General features: G+C 44.3%; 17 protein-coding genes and 2 pseudogenes. 11 read left to right on the top strand and 8 right to left on the bottom strand.

Going from position 1 to position 18,809, the window contains the following annotated elements:
* The first annotated feature begins 111 nt into the window (after nucleotides 1-111).
* The 4 genes from PseudUWO310_RS21160 (at nucleotide 112) to PseudUWO310_RS21145 (ending at nucleotide 3,677) form a co-directional block, all read left to right on the top strand.
* Nucleotides 112-495, top strand: coding sequence for a hypothetical protein (locus PseudUWO310_RS21160; protein WP_143190347.1), 384 nt, complete (start codon nucleotides 112-114; stop codon nucleotides 493-495).
* 343 nt (nucleotides 496-838) lie between these two features.
* On the top strand, nucleotides 839-1,720 hold the full coding sequence (locus PseudUWO310_RS21155; RefSeq protein ID WP_143190346.1) for an NAD(P)-dependent oxidoreductase: 882 nt from the start codon (nucleotides 839-841) through the stop codon (nucleotides 1,718-1,720).
* A 16-nt stretch (nucleotides 1,721-1,736) separates the two neighbouring features.
* Nucleotides 1,737-2,684, top strand: a complete 948-nt coding sequence (locus PseudUWO310_RS21150; RefSeq protein WP_143190345.1) for a zinc-binding dehydrogenase — start codon at nucleotides 1,737-1,739, stop codon at nucleotides 2,682-2,684.
* Nucleotides 2,685-2,717: 33 nt separating this feature from the next.
* On the top strand, nucleotides 2,718-3,677 hold the full coding sequence (locus tag PseudUWO310_RS21145) for a D-2-hydroxyacid dehydrogenase family protein (RefSeq protein ID WP_143190344.1): 960 nt from the start codon (nucleotides 2,718-2,720) through the stop codon (nucleotides 3,675-3,677).
* 15 nt (nucleotides 3,678-3,692) lie between these two features.
* Here PseudUWO310_RS21145 and PseudUWO310_RS21140 read toward each other — a convergent pair whose 3' ends face one another.
* Nucleotides 3,693-4,886, bottom strand: a complete 1,194-nt coding sequence (locus PseudUWO310_RS21140) for an MFS transporter (protein WP_143190343.1) — start codon at nucleotides 4,884-4,886, stop codon at nucleotides 3,693-3,695.
* 301 nt (nucleotides 4,887-5,187) lie between these two features.
* Here PseudUWO310_RS21140 and PseudUWO310_RS21135 point away from each other — a divergent pair, with 301 nt between their 5' ends.
* Together PseudUWO310_RS21135 and PseudUWO310_RS21130 are read left to right on the top strand one after the other, a co-directional pair.
* Nucleotides 5,188-6,231 carry a sulfonate ABC transporter substrate-binding protein gene (locus PseudUWO310_RS21135; RefSeq protein ID WP_143190342.1) on the top strand — a complete coding sequence of 348 codons (1,044 nt, stop codon included), beginning with the start codon at nucleotides 5,188-5,190 and terminating at the stop codon, nucleotides 6,229-6,231.
* Between the two features lie 73 nt (nucleotides 6,232-6,304).
* Nucleotides 6,305-7,705, top strand: coding sequence for an aryl-sulfate sulfotransferase (locus PseudUWO310_RS21130; RefSeq protein ID WP_143190348.1), 1,401 nt, complete (start codon nucleotides 6,305-6,307; stop codon nucleotides 7,703-7,705).
* 73 nt (nucleotides 7,706-7,778) lie between these two features.
* Here PseudUWO310_RS21130 and PseudUWO310_RS21125 read toward each other — a convergent pair whose 3' ends face one another.
* Entirely contained in the window at nucleotides 7,779-9,983 is a 2,205-nt protein-coding gene (locus tag PseudUWO310_RS21125) for an ATP-dependent RecD-like DNA helicase (protein ID WP_143190341.1), read from the bottom strand.
* A 107-nt stretch (nucleotides 9,984-10,090) separates the two neighbouring features.
* Between PseudUWO310_RS21125 and PseudUWO310_RS21120 the strand changes: the two genes are divergently transcribed.
* Nucleotides 10,091-10,324 (top strand): hypothetical protein, encoded by a 234-nt coding sequence (locus tag PseudUWO310_RS21120; RefSeq protein ID WP_143190340.1) that lies wholly within the window; start codon nucleotides 10,091-10,093, stop codon nucleotides 10,322-10,324.
* 10 nt (nucleotides 10,325-10,334) lie between these two features.
* The gene (locus PseudUWO310_RS21115; RefSeq protein ID WP_055076446.1) at nucleotides 10,335-10,733 is read left to right on the top strand and encodes a type II toxin-antitoxin system VapC family toxin; all 399 of its coding nucleotides are present in this window, start codon (nucleotides 10,335-10,337) and stop codon (nucleotides 10,731-10,733) included.
* On the opposite strand, the pseudogene PseudUWO310_RS21110 reads toward PseudUWO310_RS21115, so the two are convergent.
* From PseudUWO310_RS21110 to PseudUWO310_RS21100, 3 genes and pseudogenes are all read right to left on the bottom strand, one after another.
* Nucleotides 10,733-10,918: pseudogene (locus PseudUWO310_RS21110) on the bottom strand (hypothetical protein); the annotation flags it as partial. The gene PseudUWO310_RS21115 and the pseudogene PseudUWO310_RS21110 overlap by 1 nt on opposite strands.
* Before the next feature lie 60 nt (nucleotides 10,919-10,978).
* Nucleotides 10,979-13,576 carry a DEAD/DEAH box helicase family protein gene (locus PseudUWO310_RS21105; RefSeq protein ID WP_143190338.1) on the bottom strand — a complete coding sequence of 866 codons (2,598 nt, stop codon included), beginning with the start codon at nucleotides 13,574-13,576 and terminating at the stop codon, nucleotides 10,979-10,981.
* A 178-nt stretch (nucleotides 13,577-13,754) separates the two neighbouring features.
* Nucleotides 13,755-13,890, bottom strand: a pseudogene (locus tag PseudUWO310_RS21100) (transcriptional regulator); the annotation flags it as partial.
* A 100-nt stretch (nucleotides 13,891-13,990) separates the two neighbouring features.
* On the opposite strand from PseudUWO310_RS21100, the gene PseudUWO310_RS21095 reads away from it, so the two are divergent.
* Genes PseudUWO310_RS21095 through PseudUWO310_RS21085 form a run of 3 tightly spaced genes read left to right on the top strand, consistent with a single transcriptional unit; the run spans nucleotide 13,991 to nucleotide 14,982 of the window.
* Nucleotides 13,991-14,257, top strand: a complete 267-nt coding sequence (locus tag PseudUWO310_RS21095) for a hypothetical protein (protein WP_143190337.1) — start codon at nucleotides 13,991-13,993, stop codon at nucleotides 14,255-14,257.
* Nucleotides 14,244-14,594 (top strand): type II toxin-antitoxin system PemK/MazF family toxin, encoded by a 351-nt coding sequence (locus PseudUWO310_RS21090; RefSeq protein WP_143190336.1) that lies wholly within the window; start codon nucleotides 14,244-14,246, stop codon nucleotides 14,592-14,594. Before PseudUWO310_RS21095 ends, PseudUWO310_RS21090 begins: the two co-directional genes overlap by 14 nt.
* Before the next feature lie 40 nt (nucleotides 14,595-14,634).
* A complete protein-coding gene (locus PseudUWO310_RS21085) occupies nucleotides 14,635-14,982 on the top strand; it encodes a XisI protein (RefSeq protein WP_143190335.1) in 348 nt (115 codons plus the stop codon).
* A gap of 31 nt (nucleotides 14,983-15,013) precedes the next feature.
* Here the strand turns inward: PseudUWO310_RS21085 and PseudUWO310_RS23830 are convergent, their stop codons facing one another.
* From PseudUWO310_RS23830 to PseudUWO310_RS21075, 3 genes are all read right to left on the bottom strand, one after another.
* Nucleotides 15,014-16,666, bottom strand: coding sequence for a DEAD/DEAH box helicase (locus PseudUWO310_RS23830; protein WP_317845607.1), 1,653 nt, complete (start codon nucleotides 16,664-16,666; stop codon nucleotides 15,014-15,016).
* A gap of 102 nt (nucleotides 16,667-16,768) precedes the next feature.
* A complete protein-coding gene (locus tag PseudUWO310_RS23825; protein WP_317845606.1) occupies nucleotides 16,769-18,352 on the bottom strand; it encodes a CarD family transcriptional regulator in 1,584 nt (527 codons plus the stop codon).
* Between the two features lie 13 nt (nucleotides 18,353-18,365).
* Nucleotides 18,366-18,608, bottom strand: a complete 243-nt coding sequence (locus PseudUWO310_RS21075; RefSeq protein WP_143190334.1) for a DUF4926 domain-containing protein — start codon at nucleotides 18,606-18,608, stop codon at nucleotides 18,366-18,368.
* Between the last annotated feature and the right edge of the window lie 201 nt (nucleotides 18,609-18,809).

Below are 18,809 nucleotides of genomic sequence, written 5' to 3'. Positions count from 1 at the left end.
ATATTTCTAAGAAATGGACAATGCCCATTCGCGATTGGAAACCCGCCCTTAATCGATTTGCTATCCTCTTTGAGGATCGTCTCCACATCTAGCTTCTAGACTTTACACAAAATGCTTGACAGTCTCGAGCATGGTTTATCAGATAGTTTGTTAAACGAGTTAGTGATTGAGTTAGAAAAACAGCGATCGCTTAAAGCACCCCAACTAACGCAATCTAAAAATATTGTTAAAGCGGACATCCCGATTAACTCAGAGCAGAATAGAAATGACCACGCTCAGATGGTCGCAGCGATCTGTCATCATCTCCTCAATGAACTAGGGGCTGATAGATTTGGAGAAGTGGGTAGAAACTCTTACGGTATCCAACGAAGCGGAGATGCTCTGACAGTTGAGAGATTACAAGGCGATCGCCAGATCATCTTGCAAGTTAAGGGTCAGGAAATTGAATTTGCCAATTTAAGCGAATTTGATATCCAACAATTTGAGCAGGCTTGACAGCATCGATCTCAAGCACAGCAGCAAAGCATTGACTCACAAGCCAAAATTGTATGAGCTACCATGAGATAGTTTTGCATCTTAACCAATGCACGTTAGCCATTAGGAGCCTATAACCTAATCATTGGAGAGGTCATATTGTTTCATGTGGATGACAGCATAAATGGCGATCGCTTCCATATCAATAGATTTATACCCATCGGCAGAATGGGATCACTATTTAGGGCTTGCTTCATTACAGGATCTAGTGGTAGGGTCATAGTAAAGCAATCTACAATAACTACAAGTATTTACCGTAGATTATTGATGCTAATAACTTAAACTCGGTTCTGCGGATTACTATATGACACTGCAAAAGGTTGGCATTTTGAGTCCAGGGGAAATGGGACAGGCGATCGCCACAGTGCTTTCTCAACATGGATTGCATACCTTGGCAGCCCTAGCCGATCGCAGCGATCGCACGCGCCAGTTAGCTGCTGAGGCAAAGATTGAAGATGTTGGCTCGCTCAAAAATCTGGTAATCGAAGCCGATCTGATCCTGTCGGTGCTGGTTCCAGCCGCCGCCACAGAAGCCGCAGAGCAAATTGCGCCGATAATTCGGGCAGTCGGTAAACCATTGCTCTATGTTGATGCCAATGCGATCGCCCCCGACCGCGTTAAACGAATTGGGCAGATTATCACGGAAGTAGGTGGGCAGTTTGTGGATGCATCGATTATTGGACCACCACCACGGGTTCCCGACCAGACCCGCATTTATGCCTCTGGCACTCAGGCAGATCAACTGCTTGCTCTCCGAGACTATGGACTGGATATTCGTGTCATTGGTGACGAAATTGGACAGGCTTCGGGACTAAAGATGTGTTACGCCGCCCTAACCAAAGGATTAACCGCGATCGGCACTGAACTGCTTATTGCGGCGCATCAACTGGGCTTAGATGCTCCCTTAGAAGCGGAACTAACCAATAGTCAATCAGGATTGTTGAACTATTTAAGCCGAGCGATTCCGAGCATGACACCAAAGGCGCATCGCTGGATTGGGGAAATGGAAGAGATTGCCGATACTTTTAAATCACTGAGTTTAACGGAACAGATCTTCCAAGGTGCGGCGGATATCTATCGCTTAGTCAAAGATACAACCCTCGGCAAAGAAACCCCAGAGGAACGCGATCGCGATCGCTCCCTCTCCCAAGTGATCACTACCCTCGCAAATGAAATCAAGAAATAAATAAAGGAATTCCATCATGAGTAAAATTCGAGCTGTTACCGTCGATCCCACCGTTACGGGAAGATTGGTTCTCCGTGAATTCGATGCACCTAATCCTGCCCCCCATGAAGCATTGGTGCGAGTGGCGGCAATTTCGCTAAATCGTGGAGAAGTTAGGCGATCGACCACAGCCGAAGCAGGCTGGCGACCGGGATGGGATTTAGCGGGCGTAGTCGAAACTGCTGCTGCCGATGGTTCGGGACCATCTCAAGGAGCAAGGGTTGTAGGCTTGTTGCGCTTTGGGGCTTGGGGAGAATTGGTGGCAGTTCCCACGGAAACCTTGGCAGAATTACCTGATTCAGTCTCCTTTGCCCAAGCCGCAACATTACCTGTGGCGGGGTTAACAGCCTATCATGCACTGCTGCAAGGTGGTTCGCTGTTAGAACAGCCTGTCTTAATCACGGCAGCGACAGGTGGCGTGGGCAATTTTGCGATCCAGTTAGCTAAATTATCGGGAGCGCGGGTGGTTGCCCATATTCGCAAACCAGAGGATGAAGCCATAGTCAAAGCGGCTGGAGCCACTGCGGTGGTGCTGGGAGAAGATCTTAGCAATGACAAATTCGGTCCCTATCATCTGATTGCGGAATCAGTGGGCGGTAAAGTACTTGGCGATGCCCTCGGTTTGATCGCGCCAGATGGAGTGCTGGTGTCGTTTGGAACCTCTGGTGGTGGTGAAGTGACCTTCAATGCATCGCGATTTTATAGCCTTGGTGGCGCGAAGCTGTATGGATTGATTTTATTCCGAGAACTAAAGGCTGTGGAATCAGCAGCGATCGGGCTGAAGCGGCTGGCAAATCTCGTTGCCACGGGTCAGATTCGCACGCCTATTAGCATAGAAGCTTCGTGGACAAAGGTTGCGGAAGTCGCTCAGCAGCTACTCGATCGCCAGTATTCAGGTAAAGCCGTCCTGCACATTGCGGATTAAGGAATCCGTAGGATTTAGAATGAAGCTATAGATATGACCAAACTTCGCTGTGCTATCCTCGATGACTACCAAAACGTTGCCTTGACCATAACGGATTGGTCAGCAATTAACAATCAGGTAGAAATACAATCTTTTCACCAGTACTTCCATAACGAAGGTGAATTAGTTGCTGCCATTCGCGATTTTCAAATTGTGATCATTATGCGCGAACGGACTCCGTTCCCAGCATCATTGTTTGCCCTTTTGCCACAGTTGCAACTCCTAATTACTACAGGAATGCGGAATGCATCGATTGACCTTTTAGCAGCAAAGGCTCATGGAATAGTGGTCTGTGGCACTGCCAGCAAATCCGAGCCACCCACCGAGCTAGCATGGGCGTTAATTCTGGGACTGGCTCGTAATCTAGTACTAGAAAACGCTGCATTCCGCAGTCGTGGGGCTTGGCAAAGTACTGTGGGCATGGATCTCAACGGTCGGCAGCTTGGCTTGCTAGGCTTGGGGAAGATTGGCAGTCGGATGGCGCGGATCGGTCTAGCATTTGGCATGAAGGTTGTTGCTTGGAGCCAAAACCTGACATCAGTACAAACCGATACGGTAGGCGTATCGCTGGCAAGCTCAAAAGAGGAACTACTCGAAAGCAGCGATTTTGTCTCCATTCATCTCGTGCTGAGCGATCGCACGTGGGGATTAGTCGGCGCTGCGGAACTCAAGCGAATGCGTCCATCAGCGTATTTGATCAACACCTCCCGATCGGCAATCATCGATCGCACTGCGCTAATTCAAGCCTTACAACAAAGATGGATCGCAGGTGCAGGACTTGATGTATTTGAGCTAGAGCCTCTGCCCTCCGATGATGTCTTGCGATCGCTGCCGAATCTTCTAGCTACGCCGCATTTGGGCTATGTGTCGCAGTCTAATTACCGTACTTACTATCGTGAAGCGGTCGAAGACATACAGGCGTTTCTGGCAGGGTCACCGATTCGTCAACTGTAGGCGATAGGGAAGTTATTAATGTAGCTGCTTCAACAAACGCAACTGATTTGCAAACCAAATCGCCAATAGAAAAACTACAATCCCAGAAAGAGTAAAGCAAGCGTGATAACCAATACCATCAACCACTTTGCCGAGAAAAGCAGAGCCAATTCCCTGCCCCAAAAACAAGCTAAATGCAAACAGAGAAACGGCGGTTCCTCTTGACTCAGGGGCTAACTCAGTTGCTTTAGTTTGCAGAGTACTATGGAGCATATTCAATCCCAATCCAATCACAATGATTCCAGGAATTAACAATGTCCATTGATGCAACCAAGCGATAGAACCATAACACAAACCAATTAAACTACCACCCGCCAAAACTAAACCACGTTCTCCCAAACGTCGAACCAACCATTTGACCGTAATGCTGTAGATTAATCCACCAATGCCAAAACCAGTTAGTAGCAATCCAACCAAGGTATAGGGCAGACCATAGCGATCGCGAATAAATGCGCCAATATAGGCAAAGCTACCAAATAAGAAGAAGCCTTCAATAAATACAGCCGTAATCACTAACCGCACATTTGGACGAGCCATCAGTTTGAGATAAGGCTCCATCGATAGCCATCCCGTTTGTGTCGAGCGATTGAAGACAGTCACAGGGATTTTCTGAACAGCTCGCCAGAGAACAATAGCAACTCCTAGAGATGCTACTCCCAATACCCAAAAGATCTCTCGCCAACTCAAATATTCACCAAATATCCCCCCTAATGTGCTGCTCATAATTTGTCCTAACATTAACGCGCTCAGATAACGCCCGATCGCAGTTTGACGTTCCGCATAGGGAAAACTATCCCCTAGATATGCCAAAGAAAGGGGAATGATCGCTGCGGCAACCATGCCCGTCAGAAATCGCAACAGAATCAGCGAGGGAAGGGTAGGAGCAAGCCCACAGAGGATTGTGCCAATAGCGAAAAGAACGATCGCCCTAGTCATAACTTTGAGTTTGCCAATGCGATCGCCCAAGGGACCATACACCAACTGAAATAATCCGTAGGGAATCGTGTAAGCCGATATGATCGCGGCGGTATTGCCAACGGTGCTGCCAAATTCATTGGCAATAATCCGTAATAAGGGATCAATGGCTTTCATATCTGCCATGACCATAAAGGAGACTGCTCCTAAGACCAGTAATGAAATTCGAGGGGTTTCTGTTGTTTTATTAACCATTGGTTTTCGGTAGTGATAATCACTTAGTCCTTCTTCTATGTTTTTGCCGAATAATGCTGTCGATACTGCTCAATACTGTTTTGTGTTTGCTCCTTGAAAACATTTATGCTAGGGTACATTTAATCTACGCTTTGTCGATAGACAAGCCGTAGATTAAATGTGGATTAACTCCTGAATATTGCTATGAGCTATCAAAAGCTATCAAAATAGTTGTTTAGCTTCAATAGAATAATCTTGAATCGCACGATATGTTTGATTCTTTAAGGGATTCCTTAAAGAATAAAGTGATGGAGTACATACGATGAAGCTCACACGAAGAGATCTCTTCCTTTTCCTAACTAGTTTGGGTAGCTACGCACTAGTTGCAAGTTGTACAAACAACTCCTCCCAAAATTCTCCGCAAGCTAGTTCACCAGTAGCTGGAACAACTGCGCCTTCAAGTGCAAGTCCGATCGCTACAGGTGGCGAAACGGTGCGGATTGGCTATCAGAAATCAACCATTTTATTAAAATCCAAAGGGACAATTGACAAACGCCTCAATTCTCTAGGTATTAAGGTGGACTGGAAAGAGTTTGCAGCAGGGCCACCGTTGCTGGAAGCCTTAAATACTGGTGCGATTGATCTAGGACCAGTAGGTGAATCACCACCCATTTTTGCTCAGGCTGCTGGAGCCGATCTGGTCTATGCTGCGGCGATCGTGCCTAATCCCAAGGGATCGGGAATATTAGTTAAAGAGGATTCGCCAATTCAAACAGTTGCCGATTTAAAGGGCAAGAATGTTACCTTTGCAAAAGGTTCCAGTGCCAACCTTCTCATTACGCAGTTACTAGAAAAAGCGGGACTGAAGTATAGCGATATTCAGCCTATCTATCTCGCTCCCGCGGATGCCCGTGGCGCTCTTGTTCAGGGATCTGCTGATGCTTGGGTGATCTGGGATCCATTTTTTGCCGCAGGAGAAACTGGGATCAAATCTCGTGTAATCGCAGATGGTGAAGGTGTTAATAAAATTGGTGGTTACTACATCAGTTCCCGTAAGTTTGCGACGGAAAGACCACAGGTCTTGAAGGCTATTTTGGAAGAGGTGCGCGATTTGGAGGCTTGGTCAGATAAGAATCGAGATGAGCTTGCCAAAATATTAACAGAGGCGCTAAAGCTGGATGCATCGGCTGTCCAAAAATCCGTTCAACGCCGTCAGTTTGGGTTAGGACCTGTGACAGATAATTTGTTGGCAGAGCAACAAAAAGTTGCCGATTTGTATTATCAACTCAAATTAATTCCTAAACAAATTAATGTTCGAGACACAGCGTTGCCACCCAATCAAGTGGCAGCTTACGCACTTAGTTAACTTACATCTGTTAACTTACATCCTTAGCCCCACTTTAATTATCTTGAACTCAATATTGACTCATGTAAGAAGCATGATTGGGCGATCGGCTCTGGTGTTTCTACTATCCGTTGCTCTGGTTTGTATCATGACTGATCAGGCGATCGCCCAACCTAGCGTTTTTCCCACTGGCACAACCATTTACGATCCTGCAAAAGCTTACAACAGCTATGTGTTATTCAGCGCCCCTGACGGTAACACCCACCTGATCGACATGGACGGCAACGAAGTCCATCGATGGAACAAGTTCGGCTTCCCACCAGAGATGCTAGATCCAGAGCAGACCGTAGGGGATAAGGGACATATCCTCGTTCAACTTGAAAACGGCTCTTCTCCCTTTGGCAATATCTTTGACAATCGGGAAGTCGGTGAACTGGATTGGAACGGCAATACCGTTTGGCGTTGGGGAACTCAAGCTCCCAGTGGCAAAGCGCGTCAGAATCACGATATCAGTCGCCTGCCTAACGGCAATACGCTGCTCCTGACAACTATCGAGCATCCCGTTGCGGGTGTTAGCGAGCAAGCGATCGCCGATCAACAAATTGTCGAAGTCTCGAAAGAAGGGCAGATCGTCTGGACTTGGACGGCTGGAGACCACATAAATGAGTTTGGCATTTCCCCCGAAGGGCGATCGCTGCTCCGTGAAGCCTATCGTGCAAGCAAACAAGAATTTGGTGGCTTTTTGACCATCAACAATATGCAACCGATTGGCTCTAATCGATTCTTTGATGCAGGAGACAAGCGTTTCGCGCCAGATAATATCATGATCGACTCTCGCGAAGTCAGCTTTATCGCCATCATCGATAAGCAAACGGGCAAAATTGTCTGGCGGCTCGGACCCGACTATGCGGTTGGGAATCAACAAACAGGGGGATCTGCTACGGTTACAAATACCTCGCTGCGCCCCAGATTTAGCCTTGCTGTCCCTCGGTTAGTGGATCAAACCAGTGGGCAACACGATGCCCATATCATTCCTCAAGGCTTGCCTAGTGCTGGGAATCTGCTTGTCTTTGATAATGAGGGACCTTCAGGGTTTCCCCCAACTCGACTCAGCGTAGAATCAGGGTCACGAATTCTAGAGATCGATCCGCAAACAAAAGCGATCGTCTGGCAATATACTGGGATTGACTCGAAGCAGCCTGCTTGGGGATTCTATAGTTCGTTCATTTCCAGTGCTCGACGACTTCCCAATGGCAATACCTTAATTGACGAGGGCATGACTGGGCGGTTGTTTCAGGTGACGCGATCTGGTGAAATTGTGTGGGAATATGTCAATCCCTATTCCATCCGCCAAAAACTTGATTTGGATCGAGAGGTCTTAGCTAATTGGGTCTATCGAGCGCAGCCCATCCCTTACAATTGGGTTCCAGATGAAACTCCCTGTCAGGAAGCGGCGATCAAACCTCCGAATAATTCAAAATTTCACTTGAGTTAACTTTAAAGCTGTCTTAATTCTTGCCGTTACATTTGTAATTATGGGAGTACGGATTTGTGTTGGCAGTTTTGCCTTAAACTAAAGGGACTGCAAACTTTGCTAACCGTTTCGCGAGATAAGTATATCTCTGCCGATCGCTAACCTGTTTGACCGCCAGCCCGATCGCCTTCGACTCCCCGACAATGATGGCAAGCTTTCGCGCACGAGTTAAACCAGTGTAGAAAAGATTGCGAGAAAGCATCAGAAAATGCTGCATGAACAGCGGCATGATTACCACAGGATATTCGCTGCCCTGCGCCTTATGGATCGTCGTTGCTCTCGCCAGAGCAATCTCGTTGAGATCGGCATAATCATAGACCACTTGCCGATCGCCAAATACCACCGTGACTTCCCTCTCCTCCAAATCGACACCCGTAATCGTACCAATGTCCCCATTAAAAACCTCACGGTTATAGTCATTCACCTGCTGCATAACGCGATCGCCCAAACGAAAGATCGTACTCCCATACTTAATTTCTGGCTTCATCGCATCAGGAGGATTGAGCAACTGTTGCAAGACAACATTGAGATTGCGCGTACCGACATCACCTCTAGTCATCGGACAGAGAACCTGCATATCCTGCTGAGGGTCAAAGCCCAGACTCGGTAATAACTCCGTAACAATGTCACAAATTCCCTGTTGACCCGTTTCAGCATTCGGCATTTCGAGCCAGAGACAATCGGATTGGGGCTGATTAGAAACCTTTTCCATGTTTGGAAACTTACCCGTATTGATACGGTGAGCATTCTGGATGATTTGACTTGCCTGAGCCTGACGAAATACCTCAGTGAGTGTGATGACAGGGACTTGTTGAGAATTGATTAAATCTTGGAGAACATTGCCCGCACCGACACTGGGAAGTTGATCGGTATCGCCGACAAGAAGTAGTTGAGCGCCCAAGGGAATCGCCTTCACCAGAGAAAAGGCAAGAAATAGATCCAGCATCGATGCTTCATCAATAGCGATCGCTTGAGCCGTCAGAGGATATTCCTGATTGCGTTTAAAACCCATTGATTTCGGGTCAAACTCTAGAAAACGGTGAATTGTCTTCGCTTCACAGCCCGTGACTTCCTGTAATCGTTGCGCCGCCCGACCCGTCGGCGAAGCAAGAGCAATCTCCTTACCCATCGCTTTCCAGAGCGCGACAATCGTGCGGGTGGTGGTAGTTTTCCCTGTCCCCGGTCCACCTGTGAGAATTAAAACCGATGAAGTTGCCGCCATCTCTACGGCTTCCCGTTGTTTGGGCGAGAGTTGGATATTTCTTTGGGTAGTGTAGCGATCGATCCAAGCCTTGACGCGATCGGGATCTGGATTGTGTTTGCGTTGTAGTAATTGATAAACCCGTTCGGCAAGGTTTTGTTCGGTGTGGAAGTAAGTAGGTTTATAGCAGATGAACTCGCCTTCTAATCCCTGCATCACCAAGCGATCGTTGACAGAAAGATAGAGAACAATTTTAGAGATAGTTTCAGGATCTGGCTGATAGTCTTCGAGGGCAAGTAGTTTGATGGCTTTCTCTTCCAGTTCCTTGCGGGGCAGATAACAATGTCCCTCTTCAGCAGCTTCTCCTAAACAATGGAAGATTCCCGCAATGCTGCGAAACTCGGAACTAACTTCAATACCAATATTCCGAGCGATCTGATCGGCAGTAAAGAAACCAATGCCATAGATATCCGTTGCCAGTTGATAGGGATTTTCCGAAACGGTCTGAATGGAATCGTTACCATAATGCTTAAAAATCTTGACTGCATAGGTGGTGGATACACCATGTCCTTGCAGAAATACCATGACCTCCTTAATTGCCTTTTGCGTTTCCCAAGCAATCTTAATCATCTTCACCCGTTTCTTGGCAATGCCAGGAACTTCAATCAGACGGTCAATCTCATTCTCAATGATGTCAAGGGTATCCAAGCCAAAATGAGCAACGATACGTTTCGCGGTGACTGGTCCCACGCCTTTAATCAGACCACTGCCGAGATATTTCTCAATGCCTGTAATTGTTGCGGGTTTAGTTTCACGGTATTGAGTGACTTGGAATTGGTCGCCAAATTTAGGGTGCGATCGCCATGTGCCTTCTAGGGCGAGAGTCTGTCCTGCTTGGATATTGGCAAAGTTACCGACTATGGTAATTAAGTCTTGAGCCTTGGGCACTTTTAGTCGCGCTACGGTATAGCCTGTCTCTTCAGAGTGAAAAGTCAGCCGTTCGATGATGCCTTGTAGGTAGTCGGTGTTGTCAGGCATAAGCCATAAGGACGGATAAATGTAGCGATCGCTTTACCATTATTAGCTAAAATGTTGTAGTGTTACAATTGATTGGCGATCGCTCAAATTAACCAGCGCAAACGATTATGTTACAGACAATCCAAGGAATATATCGGAACGGTAAAGTCGAGTTAGCGGAAATCCCTCAAGATATTACGGAGAGCCAAGTTTTTGTGACTTTCTTTAAGCCTCAGTCAGCCAGTCTCGCTAGTCAGTTTATGTCGTTTGGGATGTTTTCAGGTTCTCAACAATCGACTGAAGCTGATTTTAGAGATACTGAGTTTAATGGTGATATTGACGATACTCTTGGTTGGGATTGATTCTAGCAATATGAAATATATTCTTGATACCCATGCTTTAATCTGGTTTTTGGAAGGTAATTCTCGCTTAGGAGTGACTGCTAAAGAAATTCTTGCGGATTCAAGTAGTGAATTAGTTTTACCTGCGATCGCTTTGGCGGAGGCGGTATGGATTGTGAGTCGTGGTAAGACTTCAATTCCTTCTGTTGATGCTTTGTTAAAGGTAGTGAAGCAAGATAAACGACTCTCTATCTATCCACTTGATGCTGAGGTGATTGAGAAAAGTGTCAACCTCACTTCTATCAATGAGATGCACGATCGCCAGATTGTATCAACGGCTTTGGTGGTAGAGGGACAAGGAAATCAGGTAGCTCTTTTGAGTTGTGACCAGAATATTTGTGCTGCGAATTTGATTAGGATTGTTTGGTAGTTTGATCGCCATGTGCCTTCTAGGGCGAGAGTCTGTCCTGCTTGAATATTGGCAAAATTGCCGACTACGGTGATTAGGTCTTGAGCCTTGGGTACTTTTAGCCGCGCTACGGTATAGCCTGTCTCTTCAGAGTGAAAAGTCAGCCGTTCGACAATGCCTTGGAGATAGTCGATGTTGTCAGGCATAAGCCATCAAATGGAATGTTAATGTGGGTGGTGGCATCTGTCATTTTGATTTTCTCTTTTTTAAGAATTATGCGTAACTATTTTGATACCTGTAACTAAAGGGCATCCTAATTCATGATGAATGAAATTAAAAATTTGCGGTTCATGTTGTCTTAACCATTGAGGATCATTACCAGAAAACAAATGAATTTCCCAGATAGTTAAATATTTATCACTATTAGCCTTGTAATGAACGATTCTATAAACGGCACTACAGTTATAGAAAAAGTTGATAACTCTAGTTAGACTTTCCGCAATATTTTTGTCGGCTGAAACAAGTTTATTCAGATTAGCTGTATCAAATGCTTTAGGGCTTTTTAAAGGAGTTTTTTTAGTCCGAAAGTCAATCTCATTTTTACCCTTAAAGCCGTTGCATCTCATACATAATGTTTGCGAATTATCTATAGATGTTTGTCCTCCTAAAATGAACGGAAAAACATGATCAACTTGTAATCTTCTATTATCTCCACAGCATAAACAGGCATTACCATCACGTTCTTTAACTTGTTTCTTATCTTTTTCGGTTAGCTCTCGGATTACGGGCTGAGGCTTTAGTGCAGGAATGTCAACAATAGGTATATTAGAATCATCGCTAATAATCTTCATTTCACTAGCATGAACTGCGGTTTCAAAATTCCTAAAGGATTTGTAGAAGGTTTGCCATAAAGAATTAGGTTTAGTAAATTCTTCTTGTAAAAACTTATTCCGAGCATGATGAAAGAGTTTTAAATCAATAACTTTCTGAGCAATTTTATCTACATCATATAATTCTCTATCTTCAAATGGATAATAATGAGGTACAGCTTCATTTTGAGCAATATGACGAACAATTTTAGTTACGCTAGAACTTAATTTTTCACCAATATTGTCTGAATCAGCATCAAAATAGATTTTGATCCAAGATTTAATTTCAGATTCGATCCATTCATACTCAAGACGCTCTTTAGTCCATTCATCCTTTAAATAAGCTTTGTCGATGAACTTAATAAAATCTTGAAATCGCTTTTGGGTATGCTCGTAGACCATTACAAATTCTGTGACTGTTTCCATTGTGTCTTGACTTTCATCATCTTCAGCATAGGTGATTTCAGTCTTGTACCAACCAACAGGGAAAATTCTTGAAAATGGTGGCATTGGATAATCGCCGTCATTTTCAATGGATTTTGAAAGCTCTTCTACTAAATGAATCGCAATATATTCAAGAGGATACCTTTCTCTCTTAGGAACTTTAGTTTCTTTTGTACCACCATCTTCATGGGCAGGATCCGCCCAATCAATTAAACGCTTCCAATCATCAAAGAATAAAACAATATTCGCTTCACTACTGCCTCCTGCTTTTTCGCCCCGTAAAGCACGACCGATCATCTGTGTCATCAAAATCTGACTTGTAGTTTGTCGAGTAATAAATACCGTTTGAACAGTAGGCACATCCGCTCCTTCTGTTAACATTCTTACATTAATCAAAACATCAAGGGAGGAATGATTATTATTTTCATCTAATCCAGTTGCAAATTGCCTCAAAATCCTTTGATTATCACTTTGAGTAACCTTATTTCTTGCTTCAGCCGAACCTTTGTCGGCATCAATTTGTGAATATATAGCGTCTACTCTAATACCTTTTTCTCGTAATTTATCTTTTAAATAAACACATTGAAACCAACGATCTGCAAAAATAATTGTCTTACCATATCGCTCCTTATCTGCTAAGTAAGTATTAACGATTGCATTATTTCTATCCTGATTCTCTGCAAGAGTTTCTATAATTTTCTCTGGCAAATCTTTATGCTTGTTAGTTAATTCTTCATACAAAGCATCATCTAATTCAACCTCTGTACCAGTAGGAATTTCAGTATAATTTGGTCTAGCCAAAATACCTTGCATCATTAACTTTTCTTTGTCAGCTTGATAAATAATGCCCTGTTTTCCATCAGTAAATATTTTCGAGAGCCAACCTTTCTTAGCTTTGTCGGTGTATGTCGGCGTTGCAGTAAGACCTAACAAATACAAATTAGGTAATAGGCTACGCAACCCTAAATTAGACTCTTGTTCGCTGATTAAAAGATTCCGTAAGCCATAGGCGGGAGTATGATGAGCTTCATCAACTACTACAAAGAACTCAGAATTTTGATTGTCATCAATAAACTTTCTTAATGCTGTTGTAATGCTCTGATTAAATTTGTCTTTAGCGTTACTGTGTAGGTTAATGATGGCGGTTTGGGTTGTCATCAAGATCACATCATCTGACAATTGTATTGATGACGCTTTTGCATGGGACTTACTGCTAGAGACACATCGAATATTTATTGTTTTCCGATCTGGAACTTCTCTAATGTCCTTTTTAAAAGTATCTGCCGCTTGATCTAATAGATAATATGAAGGTGCTAACCAGAGAACTTTGATTTTTTTAGACAGTGCATGATTACATAACCACCGAACTGCTGTAAATGTCTTACCTGCCCCCGTAGGAAGAACTAGCATCCCACTAGCTGATTTCTTTTTGCCAAGCTGGAAAACCTCATTAAGTTTAGCAAATGCTTCTTTCTGATGAGCAAATGGAGTCTTTGATGGCGAGTCTGCGAGCAACTTTCTCTGTGCATCTAAATCAATCGACTCGTACATAAGTTTGGGACTCTCGCGTTTAGTATATTTTTGCAAATGGGTTTCTTATCGATCCAAATTGCACAAATCTAATATAGCTCACCAATAAGCCACATATCAAAAATTTTAAGGTTATATCGTAATTTTGTATCGATCTTCCTTGATTTTGCTGTAAAACATCGACTACACCAAACTCGTCTCAAGAAGCGATCGCTGAAAACTTAATCTCAACCTTCTGATTGAGAGCGCCAGCAATTTTCTGTAACATTGACAGCGAATGCCCATCATAATCAGCATCCTCAAGCAAGAGCGATCGCCGATTGCTTAGTACTAACGCTATCATTGGGTTTTGTTTAGGTTTGACGAGAGGCGATCGCACTGTAGATTTAGCAATCGGCGGTATAAAATATAATCAAGATAAAGAGGATGATCATCATGGCGATCGCAACACCAAACGCACTAACAGATAACCGTATCCGCTACGTCACCAACACCGAAGGCAAAACAATCGATGTAATTATCCCCGTTGAACTTTGGCAACAAATCATTAATTCCATCAACATTGATAGCAACCTATCTCAACAAGAAGATAATCTCGAATCCTTCTCTTTACAAAATTTAGAACAATGCTATGGAGAAGATGAACCTGAGTACCCATTAGAGCTAATCAAGGAACACAACAGCAATTATGCAAGAAAGTAAAATTATTCTCACCCCTATTCCACAATCCAATGGAGCCATTAAAAATCGTCCTGCATTAATTCTCAGGAAAATGCCAAAATATCAAGATCTTTTAGTTTGTGGTGTAAGCACCCAACTAAAGCAATACATCCCTAACTTTGACGAAATCATTTCTCCTAATGATGCTGACTTTGAATTAAGCGGCTTAACTAGTCCTTCTGTTATCCGACTAAGCTTTCTAACCGTCATCCCTAATAAAAACGTAATTGGAGCGATCGGCAATATTTCCATAGAGAGGTATCAACGCCTTATCGCAAACCTAACCAACTATTTGACTCAAAATGAACACAACTTATAATCAACTGTAACGCCCTCATCAAAGAAGGTTAGATAATTCAATGGCAACCACAGATAACACCCTAGACTCATGGCGCAAAACCCTAGAAACTTTGCTCCAATACTATGCCGATCTTCCCTATCGCTATGGAAACGTGAATGCTTACGTTGTCGTTAGTCGAGATCGCAACCACTTTATGCTGATGCGCGAAGGATGGGAAAATAGTAGACGAGTACATGGATGTGTTGTTCATGCCGAAATTCGTAACGACAAAATCTGGATTCACTACGATGGTATTGAAGATGGGATTACTGATGAACTGGTTGCAGCAGGAGTTCCCAAGGATCATATTGTCCTAGCTTTTCATCCGCCTCAAGTGAGAGCGCATACTGGATATGCTTTGGCATAAAATCTGAGATGATCGAGCGATCGTCTAAAGCTTAAGTTAAAAAACAACCCAACCACTCAATTAAGAAATGCACCTGCTTATCCCCAGGGAGAAGAGCCAGACTCGTAATCTTAATTCTGCCCTTCTCGAAAGTAAAACGATAATAGAACTCAATCGGAATCTTCGCATGAAGTAACTCCCAAAGCGAATCCGTTAGCTTCGATTCCAGAAACAGATCGCGCCCATCCTCCGACGCATAAATACGAAACACCCCAACCTTCCGCGCCACCAACTTCAATTCCATCACCCTGAGCAATACTTGAGTTTCTTCAGGCAAAGCCCCATACAGACCCTCCCAAACTGCCGCCAACTTGAGAATCTCCTCCTTCGACTTCACCTTCGCCAAAGTCAAATAAGCATTAATCTTCGTCTCATTGTCCTCTATGTAACTATCAGGAATAAAAGCCACCAAACGCGGCAACTGAAGCTCAGTATCAGCAACTTCAGGGAGAATCTTCCCGCGTAACTCATGGAGATATTCCTGAAGCAAATCCATATAGAGCGCAAAGCCAATCACATCTGCCTGACCCGACTGCTCCTCACCCAAGAGATCCCCCAATCCCCGAATCTCCATATCGCGCATCGCCAGTTGATAACCCGAACCAAGCTGACTAAACTCCTGAATCGCATCCAATCTCCTCTTCGCTGAATCTGTCAACTCAAGGTTAGGCGGATATAGCAAATAGGCATGAGCCTGAATCCCTGCCCGACCAACCCGACCACGCAATTGATAAAGTTGCGCTAAACCCAACTTATGAGCATCCTCAATCACAATCGTATTCACACGCGGGATATCCAAACCCGACTCAATAATCGTGGTACAGAGGAGAATATCCGCCTCATTGTTATTAAAAGCAACCATCGCCGCCTCTAAGTCCGATTCCTGCATCTGCCCATGCGCGATCGCCAATCTCACATTCGGCAACATCGCTTGCAAAGAATCAGCGATCGCATCAATCCCCTCAATACGCGGCACAACATAAAACACCTGACCACCACGATCTAATTCATGACGAATTGCTGTTTTCACCAGTGACGCATCATAGGCAGATAAATGGGTTTGAATCGATCGCCTTGAGGGAGGAGGAGTCGCAATCACACTCATTTCCCGCACCCCAGAAAGCGCTGCATAGAGAGTACGCGGAATCGGCGTAGCACTCAGAGTCAATAAATCCACATCCCCCTTCATCGCCTTGATTTTTTCCTTCTGCAAAGTCCCAAAGCGCTGCTCCTCATCAATCACCAGTAAACCCAAATCGTGAAGCTCAACATCCTTCGACAAAAGTTGATGCGTACCGACAATGACTTGTACCTTACCATCTGCAACCTGTTCTAAAATCAGCTTGCGCTCCTTCGCAGGGCGAAACCGATTCACAATCTCCACTGTGAAAGGATAAGCCGCAAACCGAGTTTGGAGCGTATGAAAATGCTGTTGCGCCAGAATCGTTGTGGGAGCTAACAGAGCTACTTGCTTACCCGCACAAACCGCTTTGAAAATTGCCCTTACCGCCACCTCTGTTTTCCCAAAGCCGACATCACCACAAATCAGCCGATCCATCGGGCGATCGCTTTCCATGTCTTGCTTCACATCTTGAACAGCTTTGACCTGATCGGGTGTGAGTTGATAGGGAAAAGAATCCTCCATCTCCTGCTGCCAATCGGTATCGGTTGGAAAAGCATAGCCGACTAAATTGGCGCGGCGGACATAGAGTTGCAGTAAATCCCTTACTAACTTGTAAATCTCCTTTTAGCACTTGCTGAGAGCGTTATCCCAAGCCTTTGTATTGGCAATGCTATTTAACTTAGGAGGCTTATTAGAAGCACTGCGATAGCGGGAGAGAATCTTCTCATTCTCTGGGGCGATCGCCACCGCAGTTTTACCATCAGCAAACTCAACGATGTAATGCGGTTGCTTTTCTCCCTTCACTTCAATGGTTTCAAAGCGCGTAAACTTACCAATCCCATATTTACGATGCACGACATAATCGCCAACATTTAGCTCGTCAGGATTAACTGATTTAGCAGAAGTTATGTGTGAGGGATGCACAAAGGTTGGTGAGGCTAATAATTGCTGTCCAAATAATTCGCGATCGGTCAAGAGAGCTAGATTACAGCTAGGCAAAACAAAGCCTTGCATTTCCATCAGTCCCGAATATTTCAAAATCACAGGCTTACCAGCTTTCTGAATCCGCGCAATGGCCTGTAAATCATCAGGATTACTGACAAAGTTAGCAATGCAGTCATACTCCTTGAGTAAAGTTGCCACACGCAAAGGTTGAGCCGAAATCAGGGTGACTTGATATTCCGATTTGAGATATTCACGAATCAGCGCTGCCATCTGGTCAAACTGATGGGGAACTATCGGAATAGAAGAACTCGCAAAATCAAAAATATTGGCTTTGGGTTTAAGTGATCGCTCGCTAAGTTGAAGCATCTGAAACTTCTTCGCCTCAGTCATGCACTTAGCAAAATCCCAATGCAGTTTTGGGGTATTGGCTTGCGATTGATTTTGATAAAGTTCTTCCGCAGCTTCGTACCAGCGATCGCCATAGCTCTGACATTGTTCGGGTTCATCAATAGCAACGACAAAGTTCTTGGGTAAGTAATGCAGTAATGTAGCTTTGTGAGCAGAAACAAACTCATGCAAATCGACAGGGGCGATCGCGATGCTGGATAGGTCAGTGAAGCTTTTAGGATTATTTGGGTCAAACTCTCTGATTTTCTCGACAGTACCGCGATTGCAGCTTAGACGCACTGGGAGATTTCGATTAACAGGAAATACTTCAAAACTAAATCCTTTACGGCTCCATTGTTTTGAGTCCTTTACTTCTTTAACTTCCACATATCCCAATCGTGACAAAGCCACAGCAAGTAATTTAACCGATTGCGAATCGCCGATATTGAGATAGATGCTATGTTTTTGGAATACTTGAGTGGATGGTAGATGGGGCTGTAGCGCGTTAATGGTGGTAGCGATCGCTAAGTTATGCTGTGGTTTGGCAAGTAGTTCTGCTAATATCTCAATCCTTGTCCAAGCAGTTTCTAAATCGATTTGGGATGATTCGTAGGGAAATGTATCAAGGGGTTGATATAGATAGACGCGCCATGACATGGACTGAAGTTGTAAGGCCCATCGGGTTGTTTCTTCGACGGTGGCGGTGACGATGAGTAAGGGTTTGGTTTGTTGTTGACATAGGTGGGTGCTAATCAGTCCTTTGCCTAAGCGTGATAGTCCTGACAGGGATATGCTTTTGGCTGTTGTCAGTTTCTCGCCTATTTTTGTGGCGATCGGCGATCGAGCTATATTCTCAAGGACTGATGTGAAGGTCATAGGTGGGGAATAGTCATGAATAGACTAATTCAGGTTCATTGATGAGGCGTAATAGCTTGACAGGTTCGATTGTTTCCATCGCGAAGGTATTGCCTTGTTTATCGGTAAAGTCGATTAGGAATGCTTTATTATCAAAGGACATTAAAACCGTTCCCATTTGTCCTCGTCTGAGTAGGATTTGCTGGTGAGTGACTTTATGAGTAGCGATCGCATCTTCAGTTAAAGCAACAAGGTCATATTCTTGGATTTCGTTCATAGTTTTTTTCTAATCAATAGGGTAAGTATTCGTAAGGCGGGGAAAGTCTTCAGTAATTTTGATAATCCAACAACTCGAGAGTGTAGAGTATTTTGTGTAAAGTCTGGGATATATACAGAGAGACAATCTAGACACACAACTACTAACACCAAAACAGATGAATATACGCAAAGAACTGCTCGATGAATTGTTGCAAGAATG

The organism is Pseudanabaena sp. UWO310 (assembly GCF_006861605.1).
Taxonomy (GTDB): Bacteria; Cyanobacteriota; Cyanobacteriia; order Pseudanabaenales; family Pseudanabaenaceae; genus Pseudanabaena.
Note: the sequence above shows the minus strand (reverse complement) of the source record. Positions and strands in the feature narration are given on the sequence as shown.